The 14,924-nt window shown below is 55.4% G+C and carries 11 protein-coding genes; 1 reads left to right on the top strand and 10 read right to left on the bottom strand.

Annotation, left to right across the window (positions count from 1 at the left end; all coding sequences use genetic code 11):
* Nucleotides 1-128 precede the first annotated feature (128 nt).
* The 4 genes from F1381_RS06100 to F1381_RS06085 form a co-directional block, all read right to left on the bottom strand.
* Nucleotides 129-761 carry a general stress protein gene (locus F1381_RS06100; RefSeq protein ID WP_151733941.1) on the bottom strand — a complete coding sequence of 211 codons (633 nt, stop codon included), beginning with the start codon at nucleotides 759-761 and terminating at the stop codon, nucleotides 129-131.
* 1,142 nt (nucleotides 762-1,903) lie between these two features.
* Nucleotides 1,904-4,393 carry an ATP-dependent helicase HrpB gene (gene hrpB, locus F1381_RS06095; RefSeq protein ID WP_151733940.1) on the bottom strand — a complete coding sequence of 830 codons (2,490 nt, stop codon included), beginning with the start codon at nucleotides 4,391-4,393 and terminating at the stop codon, nucleotides 1,904-1,906.
* A gap of 407 nt (nucleotides 4,394-4,800) precedes the next feature.
* The gene (locus F1381_RS06090) at nucleotides 4,801-5,199 is read right to left on the bottom strand and encodes a DnaJ family domain-containing protein (RefSeq protein ID WP_151733939.1); all 399 of its coding nucleotides are present in this window, start codon (nucleotides 5,197-5,199) and stop codon (nucleotides 4,801-4,803) included.
* A 168-nt stretch (nucleotides 5,200-5,367) separates the two neighbouring features.
* Nucleotides 5,368-6,357 carry a DUF2087 domain-containing protein gene (locus F1381_RS06085; protein ID WP_246187923.1) on the bottom strand — a complete coding sequence of 330 codons (990 nt, stop codon included), beginning with the start codon at nucleotides 6,355-6,357 and terminating at the stop codon, nucleotides 5,368-5,370.
* Nucleotides 6,358-6,867: 510 nt separating this feature from the next.
* On the opposite strand from F1381_RS06085, the gene F1381_RS06080 reads away from it, so the two are divergent.
* A complete protein-coding gene (locus F1381_RS06080) occupies nucleotides 6,868-7,284 on the top strand; it encodes a VOC family protein (protein WP_151733937.1) in 417 nt (138 codons plus the stop codon).
* Nucleotides 7,285-7,426: 142 nt separating this feature from the next.
* On the opposite strand, the gene F1381_RS06075 is transcribed toward F1381_RS06080, so the two are convergent.
* From F1381_RS06075 to ftsY, 6 genes are all read right to left on the bottom strand, one after another.
* Complete coding sequence (locus tag F1381_RS06075; protein ID WP_151733936.1) at nucleotides 7,427-8,395, bottom strand: sigma-70 family RNA polymerase sigma factor; 969 nt, start codon at nucleotides 8,393-8,395, stop codon at nucleotides 7,427-7,429.
* 230 nt (nucleotides 8,396-8,625) lie between these two features.
* Nucleotides 8,626-9,435: an SDR family oxidoreductase gene (locus F1381_RS06070; RefSeq protein ID WP_151733935.1), complete on the bottom strand. Its 810-nt coding sequence runs from the start codon at nucleotides 9,433-9,435 to the stop codon at nucleotides 8,626-8,628.
* Between the two features lie 145 nt (nucleotides 9,436-9,580).
* Nucleotides 9,581-10,447 carry a transglutaminase family protein gene (locus tag F1381_RS06065; RefSeq protein WP_151733934.1) on the bottom strand — a complete coding sequence of 289 codons (867 nt, stop codon included), beginning with the start codon at nucleotides 10,445-10,447 and terminating at the stop codon, nucleotides 9,581-9,583.
* On the bottom strand, nucleotides 10,444-11,397 hold the full coding sequence (locus F1381_RS06060; RefSeq protein ID WP_151733933.1) for an alpha-E domain-containing protein: 954 nt from the start codon (nucleotides 11,395-11,397) through the stop codon (nucleotides 10,444-10,446). The genes F1381_RS06065 and F1381_RS06060 overlap by 4 nt, the downstream gene beginning before the upstream one ends.
* Before the next feature lie 79 nt (nucleotides 11,398-11,476).
* Complete coding sequence (locus tag F1381_RS06055) at nucleotides 11,477-12,940, bottom strand: circularly permuted type 2 ATP-grasp protein (protein ID WP_151733932.1); 1,464 nt, start codon at nucleotides 12,938-12,940, stop codon at nucleotides 11,477-11,479.
* Nucleotides 12,941-13,404: 464 nt separating this feature from the next.
* Nucleotides 13,405-14,403 carry a signal recognition particle-docking protein FtsY gene (gene ftsY, locus F1381_RS06050; RefSeq protein ID WP_151733931.1) on the bottom strand — a complete coding sequence of 333 codons (999 nt, stop codon included), beginning with the start codon at nucleotides 14,401-14,403 and terminating at the stop codon, nucleotides 13,405-13,407.
* Between the last annotated feature and the right edge of the window lie 521 nt (nucleotides 14,404-14,924).

Raw genomic sequence — 14,924 nt, 5'->3', positions numbered from 1 at the left:
AGCTTAAGCTTACGCCGGCAGGATAACACTTTTTTTCTTACTCTTATAAAGTAAAAGCGGCGCCCCGGTTCATGCCGGAGCGCCGCTTCTATATATTCTTTTTAATTATTTGCTAAGAGAAAGATTCCTTACAGCCGGTTGCGGTTGTAGAACTCCGGATCCACCGTCGGGTCTACCGTACCGCGGCTGTTCAAGGTTCCGGAACCCATTGGCTGTTCCGTAGTGACCGAACCTCTGTCCACCGGAGGAATGTCGGGATAGACAGTGTTATACCGGTCAGTGTTCAGTGAACCAAAGTTACGGAACACGTCATGGATGGCCCGGCCGTTTCCGCTCTCTTCGACGAGAACGAGAATGTCGCCCCGGTCAACAAAGCTCTCATACTCCCTCGCTTCATCCTCCGGAATTCCGAGCCCGATCAGGCCGCCGACGAGTCCGCCCGCTCCCGCGCCGATAGCTGCGCCGGTAAGCGTAGCAACGATTGGTCCAGCCGCTAGTATCGGTCCAATGCCCGGAATGGCCAGTGCACCGATACCGGCGAGCAGCCCGGCTACACCGCCGACCACGCCGCCTGTAGCCGCGCCAGTCGCTACCCCTTCAGGTGCCAATGTTCCGGTATCCTCAGATATATTTCGCATATCATCACGGTCGCGTGTTATGACTGAGATTTCATCGGTAGGAACGCCCCTGCTCTGCAGTTCTTCAATTGCTCTGGTCGCTTCTTGTTCACTCGCAAAAACACCTACTATTTTGTTAGCCACTTGAAGCCCTCCTTCGTAATTGTCGTTCGCTACTTATTACCCTTTGCCGCACGGATCAAACAGCGCAATGGCGATGAAGGAGATATTACTTAATCAAATGACTACAGCGAAGCCGGGTAGACGAGAAGGGGGTAGACGAGAAGGGGGTTAGACGGGAAATTTGTGTGGATGGTTAGTTGGTTTGGTGGTTGGATGGTTTGCCCGGTTAAGCCGATATAACGAAAACCGGTAAAGCAGGCAAGTGAACTCCGCGTGTCTTCACTTCGGCCTGCCACCAGTCAGCGAAATTATTGATAACTACGCTATTCGGGAAGTAATCAGTTAACTGCCAACTCAATTAGTTGGAAAATCGCCACCTAATTCAGCCAATACGCAGATTATCACCAACTTAGTTGGATATCCGCCACTTAATATGGTTGTAACTAAACTATTACGTCAAAATCGTCCAAATTAAGTGGCGATAATCGAATTAGCCATCAGTTATCCGTAAAAACAGCAAAATTAGTGTACAAAAATCGAACTATTTGTAGTGCACTAAAAGAACTTCGCCTGAACCTTATGCTGTTAAATGTTGCTGCCGGATAGGTTGGACGCGCGATGCTGTCCGCCCCCGAATTCTTGTCATTAGCTGCTTTTAGCAGTCTACGACGGCCGGCAACAGCTAATGCTGATGAGTTGGTATTAGAATAATCTAACAGTATAGGCTAGTCCATCAACAATAGTCTAATCCACTAGCATTAGGCTAATTCATCAATATTAGGATAGTCCACCAACATTAGGCTAGTTCACCAACATTAGACTAGTTCACCAACATTAGACTAGTCCACCAACATTAGGCTAGTCCACCAACATTAGGCTAGTCCACAACATTAGGCTAATCATCATTAGGCTAGTCCATTAATATTAGACTAGCCCATCAGCAGATTGCTGCCGGCAGGCCTTCAAACGGATAGCGCCGCTCCTCCAGTCCCAATAGCTTATACTTATCCGATAGCAGCTAACCCTGCCGGTAAGCTTACGGACTGACGCTGCTACTCCTTCGGTGCCATCCCCCCACCTCAGCCTTCGCATCTTAAATAGGTGTCCGAACCGTCAGGCGGACTTACTTAGGCGGGCTTACTTAGGCGGCTTACTTAGGCGGCTTACTTAGGCGGGCGCACCCGGCTGGTCGGAACGGCCTCCAGCGGGTTGTCCGGCCAGTAGTGTTTGGGATACCGGCCCTTTAGATCCTTTTTGACCTCAAAGTAGGTGCTGCGCCAAAAGCTGGCCAGATCGGAGGTCACCTGCACCGGTCTTCTGGCCGGGGACAACAGATGCAGCAGCACCGGCACTTTGCCGCCGCCAATCCGCGGTGTATCCAGAGCGCCGAACATTTCCTGCAATCTGACGGCGAGCACCGGCGCCTTCGGGTCGGTATAATCCAGCGCTACCCGGGAACCGCTGGGAACAGCGATATGCGTAGGCGCTTCCTTCTCCAGCACCTGGCGGGACGGCCAGTCGAGCATACCTTCCAGCGCTCTGGCCAGCGGTACACGCTGGAGATCCCTCAGGTTGCGCATCCCCTGAATGTATGGCCGCAGCCATTCGCCAAGCCCCGCCGTTAAGGCTTCGTCCGACATGTCCGGCCAATCCCCGCGCAGCTTGCCGATAAACGCCATACGCTGCCGCAGTTGGACTGCTCCTTTGTCCCAGGGCAGCAGATGCAGCCCCTCTCCGGCAATGACGGCTAGCAGTACCTCTTCCGTCTCCTCCGCCGTCGGCCGCTCATGCGTCGTCTCCTTGAGGATCAGGGCACCGAACCGGGTCCGCCTGCGCGCCTGCACGCTGCCGCTCTGCTCATCCCAGTACACTTCGCGTTCTTCAGTCAATGCATCCTTGTGGTGCTTCAGCAATTCTGCTTCCGGCAGCTCCGCCGCCAGCAGAATCCGCCCCTGGCCGGCGGCGTCATCCACGCCGGCCGCCACGATATAGGGCGCGCGCGCCAGCGGCTGCCCCTCCCGCAAGGCCACCCCCCGGCCGCCGGAGAGCAGAAACGCGCCGTCGCCGCGTTTCTGCCCGACCCGGTCGGGGTAGGCGAAGGACAGCAGCAGCCCTGCGGCGCTGCTGTCCACGGGCGCAGCGGGCTGAAGCCCCAGCTGCGCCTGCAGGGCCCGGCTCTCGCGCTCCGCTGCGCGCAGGAGCCCGGGGTCAGCTCCGCCCGTGTCGGCGGCGGAGCGCTCGTACCGCAGCAGCGCCTCCACGCGCCGCGTGAGGTCGCTGTCCTGCGCCGCGGGACCCTTGAAGAGGTCCCGCTCCTGCAGCAGCGCCGCCAGCCGGCAGGCGAGCGGCGCCTGGCCAAGCTCCGCCGCGCGCAGCAGCATGTGCGCGGCGCGCGGATGCGCGCCCAGCGCAGCCATGCGGCGGCCGTGCGGCGTGATCGCGCCGCCGTCGCCGAGCGCGCCGAGCTGGCGCAGCAGCGCCGTGGCCTGCGCGTACGGCGCGGCCGGCGGCGCATCAAGCCAGAGCAGTGCGCCCGGCTCGCGCACGCCCCATAGCGCCAGCTCCAGGGCGAGCTGCGCCAGATCGGTCTCCATGATCTCCGGCACACTATGGTCCGGAAGCCGGGCATGCTCTGCTTCGCTCCACAGCCGGTAGCAGACGCCGGGGGCGGTACGGCCCGCCCGGCCGCGCCGCTGGTCCGCCGACGCCTTCGATACCGGCACGGTGGCCAGGTGCGGCATGCCGGTACGCGGCGAGAACACCTGCGTCCGGCGGAGCCCCGTGTCGACCACGGTACGCACGCCCTCGATGGTCAGGCTGGTCTCGGCGATGGACGTCGCCAGCACCACCTTGCGTTCGCCCGGCACCGCAGGCGCCACCGCCGCGTCCTGCAGCGGCTGGGGAAGCTGCCCGTAGAGCGGGCGCAGCACCGTCCCCGGCGGCAGGGCGGAACGGGACAGCTCGCTTTCCGTACGGCGGATCTCCCGTTCACCGGGCAGGAACACCAGCACATCCCCGCTTCTCTCCGCCAGCGCCCGGCGGACGGCGGCAGCCGCCGCCTGCTCCGGCCCGGCATCGCTGCGCGGCGGCAGATAGACCGTCTCGACCGGATAGGTCCGGCCCGGGCAATTCACCACGGGCGCCCCGCCGAGCAGCTCCGAGACGCGCTCACCGTCCAGTGTCGCCGACATGATCAGAATACGCAGATCCTCGCGCAGCACCGCCTGCGCTTCCAGCGCCAGAGCAAGCCCCAGGTCGGCATGCAGACTGCGCTCATGGAACTCGTCGAAGATGATCAGGCCGACATCTCCGAGCGACGGGTCGCTTTGCAGCATCCGGGTAAGCACCCCTTCCGTCACCACGACAATCCGCGTATGCTTGCCGACCTTCGTCTCCTGCCGCATCCGGTAGCCAACCGTCTGGCCTGCGCTTTCACCCATCGCCGCCGCCATGTAAGCCGCAGCCGACCTGGCCGCGAGCCGCCGCGGCTCCAGCATCAATATCGTTTTGCCCGCCAGCCACGGTTCGTTTAGCAGTGCCGGCGGCGTTCCCGTGGTCTTGCCTGCTCCGGGTTCGGCGATCAGCACCGCCGCCGGAGCGTTATTTAATATTTGTTTCAGTTCAGGTAGCACCTGTGTAATCGGAAGCTGCATCTGTAGAGTTCTCCAATTTTCGTTTCTGAGTCGTGACCTGCAATTTGATGCCTGCACGGGCATCGCTTGTCCGCTTTCATTATCATGGGCGAAATTAATGCAGATTTCAAGCGGTACACGTTAATCCCTATCCGGACCTCTGCCGGGCGATAAAACAGATGAAACGATGGATTTCAAGCAGGATGGAGATCAGTACTAAAGAAAAGGCAAACAGTAGTAATTAGTAATATAAAATAATCCTTCTGGTCGAAGGTAATCACACGTAAATAGACTTAGCACAGATTTGGAGCTATGCCGAATAAAGAAAGAGCCGGAAGAGCTTGCTCTAAGCTTACATCCACATTTTCATTTTACACAGCCTCTAAAAAAGAGCTCCGCAGCCGTTTCCGGCCTGAGAGCTCCACTCCTTATTCCTGCTCTGGGAGCAGCCTTCCGCGGATTTGATCGCTGTATTCCGCATAGACAGCGCTGCTGTCCAGCCCCCGCTCACTTAACAGCTGCTGCAGCCGCAGCCGCTTGAGCGACAGCTTTGATTCCAGCTCCGTGCGCTTGGCCGCGATTCCGCTGCCATCAGTGCGGCAAGCCGCCAGCAATTCCTCCAGCGTGGCACATTCCTGGCGGAGCATCAGCTCCTCCGGGAGCAGGCCGGCATTCTTGAGTATCTTAAAGGACATCCGCAGCTCTTCGGGTACGCCGGAGAGATCCTCCAGCTCCATCGGCTTACCTTGGCCCGGCAGATCGGCAAATTCACCGCTGCGCATTGCTTCCTGGATCCGCTGTTCGGCCAGCCAGGATAAAATCGCCATGATCAATGCCCCCTATGCATGATAGAATCATCCCTGTTTCTCCAATTGTAACATGGCGATGTGGCAGATACAGCAGGCCCTGCCGCATTTTTGCACCGTGCTTAAGTTCTGTATCCGCCCGGACCCGACTGCGCTTTCGATCGCAGTAAAAGTTGCCGCTTGTTTCGTTTACTTCTGTCTATGATACCCGTTCTCTCCGTAAGGCGCCAGCTTCTCCAGCCATCTCTCCTCCATTTCGGCAAGCGGCTTCCGGTATTTCAGCGTTTCGGAGGCCTCGGCGATGAACTCCTCTTCCGGCTTGATCTGTTCCAGGACTTCAAAAGTAACCGCATCGGCTCCATAGGTCTTCCAGTCAGCCTGCAAAGCTTTGTTGTCATGCAGCCCGGCATCCAGCATAAATTTGTGTTTGTTCCAGGCCCCGTCAAGATTCATACTGCTGCCGACCAGCGACTTGCCGTTCACACTGTTATATATCCGGTATACGCCCATCGGGCGGTGGGAATGGGCATAATTGTACCCGAGCTCCTTGCGTTTGCTTTTATCCATAGTTTCGATACCTCCATTAATATTTCCGTCTTGGCCAGAGCCGGCCTGTGAGCGGACCCAATACCTGCTGCCATCCTCTTCGCGGTCCAACAGCCCATGATCAATTAAATACCTGCGAAGTGTGACATAATCGGGATTAGCCTCTTCCAGAATGGCATTGACTTCCTTCTCCGTATATTCGCGGCCAGGGACGAAACGTTTGATGAGCTGGTGCAGAATGGCGGTTCTGCGTTTGTGCTTGCGGGGGAATTCCAAGAGCGGCCCATCCGGCCCTTGTTTGAAATAGCTGCTGATAATTTCCGCGTTCTCTTCCCCAGAGACGACCGGCTGCCCGTCCACTTGAATCTCCTGGTGAAGCGGCATCGCGGCTACCAGCGGCGCTTTCTGCAGCTTCTCTTCCGCAAGCTCCATCACCGCCAGAAACAGCTTCGCCTGCTTCACCTTCTCCCGCAGCGTGAAACGGTGATTGCGCACGGTTGACGTGCTGCCGATGCCCAGCGCTTGGGCCGCTTCACTGTCGCTTTGTCCCCCGGCAAAAGCGTTTAACAGACCTTTTTGCAGCGCCGTAAGTCCGGTCAGCTTCTTATCCAGGCCCAGCAGCCAATGGAACATGGTTCCATGCTCCGCGTTTATATGCATTCCGGCAAATTTCTCTGCTTCATAGAATTGCTCTCCATCCTTGTATATAACGCCCTTCTCAAATTCCTTGCCACAAACAAGGCATGTATAGAACACCGAGCGGTTCCGCTCTGCGGTGCTGTATCCCAGCTTCACCTCACTAATAGATGCATTCCAGAATGCGTCGGGGATTCCGGGCGATTCGCTCTTCGCAGGCAATAATCACACCCACTTTCAGTTGATTTATAGACATAATATCATTTTGTTTGTTTTTTATCAATCAGTATATAGTTTTGTTTGTTTTTCAGGCAAAATAGCCACTGCGCTCATCATTCATTTCCATTGCGTTCGGGAATGGCAGCGATCCGAACTCAATACCAAGTTATTTTTCGAAATTTTCGCTTCCGAATCCATAAGACCGATGAATTCCCGGATCGGCTGTCGTCTATATAAATGAAGGCATAAATGAATACAAACTATTTTTGACGAAGAGGTGTTTAGTAAATGGCATTAACGTCCGCATTCACGAGCTTCAACCTGCCTGTAATAAACGTAGAACAATCCAAAGCATTCTTCACCGGACTTGGATTCGAGCTCAACCCGCAATTCCCCGATAACGAAAATTCGGTAGCCATCGTGATCGGCGTCAACCTGCAGCTCATGCTGATTAATCAAGCATTCTTTAATACGCTCACGGAGAAGGAATCCGTCGATACGGGTAAGTATGCGCAGATGACGATCGCATTGGCCTTCGAAAGCCGGGAAAAGGTCGATGAAATCGTGAATACCGCGGTCTCGTTGGGCGGAAAATTGCACGCTGAACCTGAAGATTACGGGTCCATGTATCATTGGGGCTTCGTGGACTTGGACGGCCATCTGTGGGCCATTAACTGTATGAACATGGATGAGGCACAAGGTTAAGCTAATGGAGAGTACACTCGTACTAGGGTTCAAAAAGAAAGACGCCGGGCATCTTCCCCGGCGTCTTCTTCCCGATGATTCATTTCGTTCGGTATAGGCTTTGAAATTGTTCAAGATCGCTGCTCGGACGCTTGATTCCACTTCATGATGTGATCCGGTGATCCATTCGTTCAGGCAGCCCAAATCGCGAAAATAATGGCGTATGAATGAAATTTTGAACGTGCAAAATTAGATTTTCTTTGGTTTCGATGACGTGGATGCCCCAGGGTACCAGGCCAGAGCCCTCCTTGTCCGGCATATACTGGGCCAACGCCGGATAACCGCCATTAACCGTAGTGGGCACCAATCGCGAACCTTCGCAATGCCAGCGAGTAAGCGCATAGAAGGCGGACAAATCCTCCTTGCCGCGGATCCACATCTCAAAGGGCGGCATCGACATGCAGCCCTCCTCGTGGAACAACGCGACGAGCGCGGCAATATCGAATTGCTCGAAGGCCTCCACATACCGGGACAGTAGCTGCCGCTCCGGTTGAACGTCCATGCTGCTGAGCTCATCCGAGCGAAGCTGCGCCCGGTCCATTGTCACTCGGGCTCTTTGCAAGGCGCTGTTCACCGCTGCAGGCGACATCGCCAACGTTTCAGCGATCTGCCTGGAGGACCATTCAAATACATCCTTCAGAATTAGCACCGCGCGCTGCCGCGGAGGCAAGCTCTGCAGGAGAGCGATGAAGCACAGTTGAAGGGTATCTCTGCGGACGAGCCGATCCTCCGGATTGCCGCCAAAGTCGGTAGACGGCCAGATCCAGGCAGAGTCCGGCAGCGTGTCGCGCGGCTCGACGATGGCGACGGCCGGGTCGGACAGGTCAACGGGAAGCGCACGGCGTTTGGATTGTCTTAGCTTGTCCAAGCACAGGTTGGAGGCAATCCGATAGACCCAGGTTTTGAACGAGGAATCCTGTCTGAACGTGCTCCCGCTCTGCCAGACCCGAATACTCGTCTCCTGAACGGCATCGTCCGCATCGTCCATGGAGCCTAGCATCCGGTAACAAAACGAGGTTAAGCCCGGCTTCAAGCTTGCAAATAATGGTTCGTCAAATGTGCTCTCGTTCATCGCGGCCTCCCTTAACGATCTCCCCGAAGGGTGGTACCTACATTATATGCAATGAAGCGGACAGCCTCAATCCGAATAAGAAACTCCTGATGTTTTATTTTCAGCAGCGACGCCTAAGTACTTTTTTTAAATAAGCCGCGCGAATTCTTCCTGAAATGCCGAAGGAGCTGCCCCAAACAGCCAGTTGATGACTGACGGTACAGCTCCTGATACAAAATTAGACGATTAACTTATGACAGCAGCGATTCGGCACCGTCGATGACAATCTGCGCTCCCGTAATATGGACGGACTCCTCGGAGCCAAGGAACGCGACCAGATCGGCCACATTCTCCGGCTTGCCCGGACCGTCAGCCAGCGGCTGTGCCCCTTGCGGGAATTCAATCGGGATGACAATGTCTTCGACTTCTTCGCTGAACTCCGTGCTCTCGTCAATGTTCGTGGAGATGGCCCCCGGACAGATGACGTTGACGCGAATTTTGAATTTGGCCAACTCCAGTGCAGCCATCTTGGCAAAGGCAACCTGCCCCGCCTTGGTTGTACTGTAAGGCGACCAGCCGAAGCTGGTAAATCTGTAATTGCCGTTGATGGAGCTCGTAATGATGATGCTTCCCTTGCCTTTGGCTTTTAAATGGGGAATGGTATACTTCAGGGTCAAGAAGGTTCCGGTCAGATTGACGTTCAGCGTCCGTTCCCAGTCACTGACACTCAGCTCCTCGATCGGTCCGACAACGCCATTGATCCCCGCATTGGCGAAGACGACATCGATGCCGCCGAAGTGCTCGACCGTCCGGCGTACCGCCTCCTCCATCCGCCCGGCATCCGAAGTATCGACATCGATGGCCAGCGCACAATTCTCGCGCAGCTTATTCAGCTGCCGGGCCAGCACGGCAGTGCGTTCGTTCACCAGATCGAACAGGGCAACATTTGCCCCTTCACGGGCCATCTGGATGGCAGTCGCTCTGCCGATTCCCGAGCCTGCACCTGTAATAATCGCTGTTTTTCCGATATATCGCTGCTTTTTGGCTGTATTTGGACTCATAGGTACACGCTCCTTCCACATACTCCATTTTTAGGGTCTGTTTCAAGATTACCCATTTCCCTGCCGGTTATAATCAGGGGTCCAGAATTTATATTCCGCCAGGAGCAGTTCATCCAGCCTATACACTCTCCGCATCGTCCACCCGCTAGGCATCCAGCCGTCTGACATCAACCTTTACGTCCAGCGTGCCCGCCACGCCGCGGTATACGCCCTTGACCGGCACGATATCCTTATAATCCCGGCCATGTCCTAGCTTGACATAACGCCAGTTGACCTCCATATTGTTGGTCGGGTCAAAGCCCAGCCAGCCCGTTCCGGGGATATGCGTCTCCACCCAGGCATGGGAAGCCTGCTCGAAATCGGCATTGCCGCCCTGGAGATCACCTACGAAGTGATAACCGCTCACATAACGGGAAGGCAGACCGACGCTGCGGCAGACCGCAATCATCAGGTGGGCGTAATCCTGGCAAACGCCGCGTTTGAGCTTCAGCGCTTTTTTGACCGTGGTATTGACGCTGGTAGCTTCAGGATCATAAGTGAACTGCTCATAGATCGTCGAGGAGAGCTTCCTGGTCCATTCATACATATCTTCCGCCTCATCAAAAGGATGCTGCGAAGCGAACTCCACCAGCTCCGGTGTCACTTCCGTATACCGGGTGGGCAAAATGAACTCAATATAGCGGTTCTGGAATTTCTCGTCGTTCAGCACCGCCATCTGCTCCTCCAGCGGAAGCCGCGGCAAATCGGCGCCTTGGGCTTTGTCCAGTGTAACCACTGTCGCCTTCGTATGGATTACCATTTCCGTATGCGGCTTGTTGACCGAATAGGCATGGACGCGGTTGCCGAAGAAATCCTCGTAGGTCAGCAGGTGGGCGGGCGGAGAGATCTCCACCTCATGATGATAGCAGGATTGGCGGTAGTTGGTGCGCGGCGTCAGCCGGATTTCATTGACACTGTCCGTGACCGGTTCGGGATAGGTATAGGTGGTGGTGTGGTTGATCTGAATTTTCATAGGCGTACTCCTTCACGGTGAAAAAAAGCACCCTCCATCGTCTTTCCCAGCCGCTGGCAGGACAGCATCAGGGATTGCAGGAGTCCATCGACGACATCTCCGGACATTTCTTCCTTTTCCATATAATCCAGCTCTGCTTTGAGCTTACCCGCCTGACGGATGACCTTCTCATGACCCGAGCCTTTCTCGGAGCTGTCCAGCTCCAGGCGGGCCAGATGCTCCTCCAGCTTATGGAACGAGAAGCGGATCGAACGCGGGAAGGCGCTGTTCGTGATCATAAATTCGAGAATGCACTCCGGGGACATGGCATCCGCATAGTACCGCCGGAACGCCTGATAGCCGCTGACCGATTTCAGCACAGCCTGGAGCTGGGTATACACCGACTGGGTTTCTTTGTCCTTACAGTACATGATGGCCGCCTGCAGAATCCGCACCGTGTTCTCCGCCCGTTCCAGAAACCGCCCGCTCTCGATAAAATGCCACTCATTCCCCCGCAGCATCACCGATTGCTCCGCCCCGAGGAACATCGCCGTCCGCTCCTTGACCTGCCGGTAGAACTGATGCGGTCCGCTCATTATATCCGCCACCGACTGATCTCCCAGCCACAGATTGAAGCTGTTCACCATGTCCCACAGTTCGCTTGGCAGATGCTGCCGCAGGGTCCGCAGATTGTTCCGCGCCTGATGCACGCAGGAGAACAGGGAGTTGGCATTGCCGAGATCGAGCGTGATAAAAGATAATACGTCCTGCTCGGCAAAGCTCTCAAACTGCTGCAAATATTCGCTTCTGACACCCAGGGCATCGATCAGTCGGGACCACTTATGGCCCTCTGCCTGATAATCCTCCTCCTGCTGGATATGATAGTGCACGTCGATCAGCCGCGCATGATTCTCTGCCCGCTCGATATACCGTCCAATCCAAAACAAAGCCTCCGCATTGCGATTCAGCATTTCCGCCACCCCTTCGCTTAAACTTTGTGCTGCCGTTGCCGTTGAGCCGCCTCGTCAGATCTGTTGAAGCTTCTGTAATCTAAGCCATTACCCACGTATCCTTGACGCCTCCGCCCTGGGAGGAATTGACCACCAGCGATCCTTCCTTCATAGCAACACGCGTTAGTCCCCCGGGGATGACATGCGGTTTGCGGTCGGCGCCCATCAGCACGAAGGCGCGCAGATCGATATGGCGCGGCGCCATGGACCCTTCCGTTAATACCGGAGCCCGCGACAGCATCATAATCGGCTGGGCGATATACCGCTCGGGATCGGCCAATATTTTAAGCCGGAAATCCGCCAGCTCCTCCTTGGTCGCTTCGCTGCCGATCAGCATCCCGTATCCGCCGGATAATGAGGTTTCTTTGACAACCATCTCCTCCAGATGCTCCAGTACATATTGCCGCTCCTCCCGCCTGCCGAGCAGATAGGTCGGCACATTGCCCAGAATCGGCTCCTCATTAAGATAGTAGCGGATCATATCCGGCACATAGACATACATGGCCTTATCATCGGCTACTCCCGTCCCCGGCGCATTTGCGATGGCGATGTTGCCTGCACGGTACGCATTCATCAGTCCTGCCACGCCCAGCAGCGAATTCGGCTGAAAGGCCAGCGGATCGATATAATCATCGTCCAGTCTGCGATAGAGCACATCCACCCTGCGCAGGCGGTTCATTTCACGGAGGTAAATTTTATGATCCTGAACGACGAGATCGCGGCCTTCGACCAGATAGATCCCCATTTGCTGGGCCAGAAAAGCATGCTCATAATAAGCGGAGTTGTACTCTCCCGGCGTAAGCAGCGCAATGACCGGATCCTTCGTCCGCGAAGGCGACAGGCTGCGCAGTACAGACAAGAAGCGGTTCAGGCTGTGGTCCACATCCCGGATGGAGCTGGCAAAGGCCAGCTCCGGGAACAGCTGATTCATCAGTGAACGCCCTTTAAATAGATAGGAGAATCCTGAAGGTGTACGGAGATTATCCTCCAACACGTAATATTCCCCGTCGCGGTGGCGGATCAGATCGATCCCCGAGGTCGTAATGTACGCTCCGCCCGGTACGCGCAGCCCGGCCATTTCCGGGCGGAAGTAACAGTTGGAGATTATCATGCGCCGCGGCACAATCCCGTCCTTGACGATGTATTGCTCGTGATAGATATCGTGTATGAACAGATTAAGGGCGGTGATGCGCTGAATAATTCCGGCTTCAAGCATCTCCCATTCGCCCTTCGGGATGATCCGCGGAATCATATCGAAAGGAATCGTGCGCTCCATCGGGTGATCCTGAGCCGGATTGTACAGCGTAAAGGTAATTCCTTCTTCCATCATTCGGCGCTGCATCAGCTTGTGCTTACCCTGCAGCTCCTCGGGGCTCATCCCGGAAAACATGCGGTTCACATGGGTGTAGTGCGGCCGGACACTCCGTTCGTCAGCATACATTTCATCAAAATAATGCTGCAGCGGATACGGAGCGAGACCGGGCAAAGGATCAAGTTTGGACATGAGCCCGACTCCTTTCGGATCATATTGTGTGAACTTACCTGACCACAAAGAAATATTATTTGGAAACGAACCGTGAAAAAGTTCTTTAACTAGTTTCATAATACGTAAACATAATTATTTATGTCAATATATATAACAGCAAAATGGAGTTTATGAACCATCCCACATATTTGGAATCGCTTCCTTTCTCGCGGAGGTGCAATCGGGGGTTTCGGAGCAAGCTGTTGCACACACAAAGATTGTATGCGCGCGGGCTGACAAGCAGTACTGGTTCCTTTTGTGAATTTTTCATATAATGATATTGTATAAACAATATTGAAAAAAGCCCGCAGCGAAACCTGGTTCACTGCGGGCTTGCCGGCCGGTCCGCTTGACGCGAAATCGGCCTCTGCTGGTTATATTGTTGGCTCTGGTTGTAACAGAGGCTTTGTCCGTTCCGCACAGGCTCGAAGCTCGAAGGAGGCTTAGCCCTGCTCTTCGCCGCTCTCCTCGTCAGCAATCATTCCCGCAAACAAAGCGTGGACGAATTGTTCGGAATCGAAAGGCTGCAGATCCTCCATTTTCTCGCCGAGGCCGACGAGCTTCACCGGCAGGTTCATTTCCTGGCGGATCGCCACCACGATGCCGCCCTTGGCCGTACCGTCCAGCTTGGTCAGCACAAGACCGGTAACGCCGCTCTTCTCGCCGAACAGCTTGGCCTGTGTCAGCGCATTCTGTCCTGTCGTTGCATCGAGCACCATCAGCACCTCATGCGGTGCGCTTGGAATCTCGCGCTGGATGACGCGGAAGATCTTGTTCAGCTCTTCCATCAGATTGGTCTTGTTCTGCAGGCGGCCGGCCGTATCGCACAGCAGCACATCGACACCGCGCTGCTTGGCTGCCTGCACCGCATCGAACATGACCGCAGCCGGATCAGAGCCGGCTTGCTGCTTGATGACATCCACGCCGGCGCGCTGGCCCCAAACCTCAAGCTGCTCGATCGCTCCGGCCCGGAACGTATCGCCGGCGGCGAGCAGCACCTTCTTGCCCTGCTGCTTGTAGCGGTGGGCAAGCTTGCCGATGGTCGTCGTCTTGCCGACCCCGTTGACGCCTACGAACAGGATAACCGTAATGCCGTCCGGGTTCTCCTTCAGGCTGTTGTCGTCATCGCCGCGCAGCAGCTCCATCAGCTTGCGCGAGAGAATCGGCCGCAGCTCGGCGGCATCCTCGATCCGCTGCTGCTTCACTTCGGCGCGCAGATCTTCGACGAGGTTCATGACCGTACTGACGCCTACATCGGCGCCGATCAGAATCTCCTCCAGCTCCTCGTAGAATTCTTCATCGATCTTTTTGCGGCGGATAATCAGGTCGGAGACCTTCTCCACAAAGCCTTTGCGCGTCTTCTCCAGGCCTTCGCGGAACTGCTTCGTTACACTCTCCGTCTTGCCGGAGATGCTTTCCTTCAATTTACGAAAAAAACTCATTGGGCTCCTCCTAATGGGTATATAACATGCTTTATAGTGACGGGAACTCGGCGGGTATGCAATGGAATGCGGGTGCAGCCTATGCAGTGGTCCAAACTATATTGGAATGGTGCCAACTTTACTGAGGTCTTAAACTATACTCTGGAATGCAGATGCCAGCTATACTCTGGTGCAAACTATACTCTGTAATCCGGGTGCATACTACCCGACCCGCTCCTGATTACTGCACAGTTACCCTTTGCCTAAATAGAGGTGTTTTCTGCCACTAATTTCAGCATAAAGACCATTTCAGTTGATTAGTGGCATTTTCCACCTCTAAATCTACAGAATTCAGGATAACAGGCAATTTCCGTGAAATTAGAGGTAGCTTTTGCCTCTATTCCCCGGTCACACTGGAACCCGCAGTAATTAGAGGCAGCTTTTGCCCTTATTTCATACCTGCTTGCTGCACTATAGTTTCTTACACCCTAACATTCACAAAGATCAGGATGGAGGCTCACCGGCTGCACCGGATTTCCCCC

Source organism: Paenibacillus tengchongensis, assembly GCF_008973665.1.
GTDB lineage: Bacteria > Bacillota > Bacilli > Paenibacillales > Paenibacillaceae > Paenibacillus_AQ > Paenibacillus_AQ tengchongensis.
This window is presented reverse-complemented; position numbering and strand designations above follow the sequence as displayed.

Excerpts from the sequence above, each read along its gene's own strand:
- hrpB (WP_151733940.1), bottom strand. The coding sequence starts at position 4,393 with ATGCAGCTTCCGATTACACAGGTGCTACCTGAACTGAAACAAATATTA.
- F1381_RS06090 (WP_151733939.1), bottom strand. The coding sequence starts at position 5,199 with ATGGCGATTTTATCCTGGCTGGCCGAACAGCGGATCCAGGAAGCAATG.
- F1381_RS06085 (WP_246187923.1), bottom strand. The coding sequence starts at position 6,357 with ATGTTCCATTGGCTGCTGGGCCTGGATAAGAAGCTGACCGGACTTACG.
- F1381_RS06080 (WP_151733937.1), top strand. The coding sequence starts at position 6,868 with ATGGCATTAACGTCCGCATTCACGAGCTTCAACCTGCCTGTAATAAAC.
- F1381_RS06075 (WP_151733936.1), bottom strand. The coding sequence starts at position 8,395 with ATGAACGAGAGCACATTTGACGAACCATTATTTGCAAGCTTGAAGCCG.
- F1381_RS06070 (WP_151733935.1), bottom strand. The coding sequence starts at position 9,435 with ATGAGTCCAAATACAGCCAAAAAGCAGCGATATATCGGAAAAACAGCG.
- F1381_RS06065 (WP_151733934.1), bottom strand. The coding sequence starts at position 10,447 with ATGAAAATTCAGATCAACCACACCACCACCTATACCTATCCCGAACCG.
- F1381_RS06060 (WP_151733933.1), bottom strand. The coding sequence starts at position 11,397 with ATGCTGAATCGCAATGCGGAGGCTTTGTTTTGGATTGGACGGTATATC.
- F1381_RS06055 (WP_151733932.1), bottom strand. The coding sequence starts at position 12,940 with ATGTCCAAACTTGATCCTTTGCCCGGTCTCGCTCCGTATCCGCTGCAG.
- ftsY (WP_151733931.1), bottom strand. The coding sequence starts at position 14,403 with ATGAGTTTTTTTCGTAAATTGAAGGAAAGCATCTCCGGCAAGACGGAG.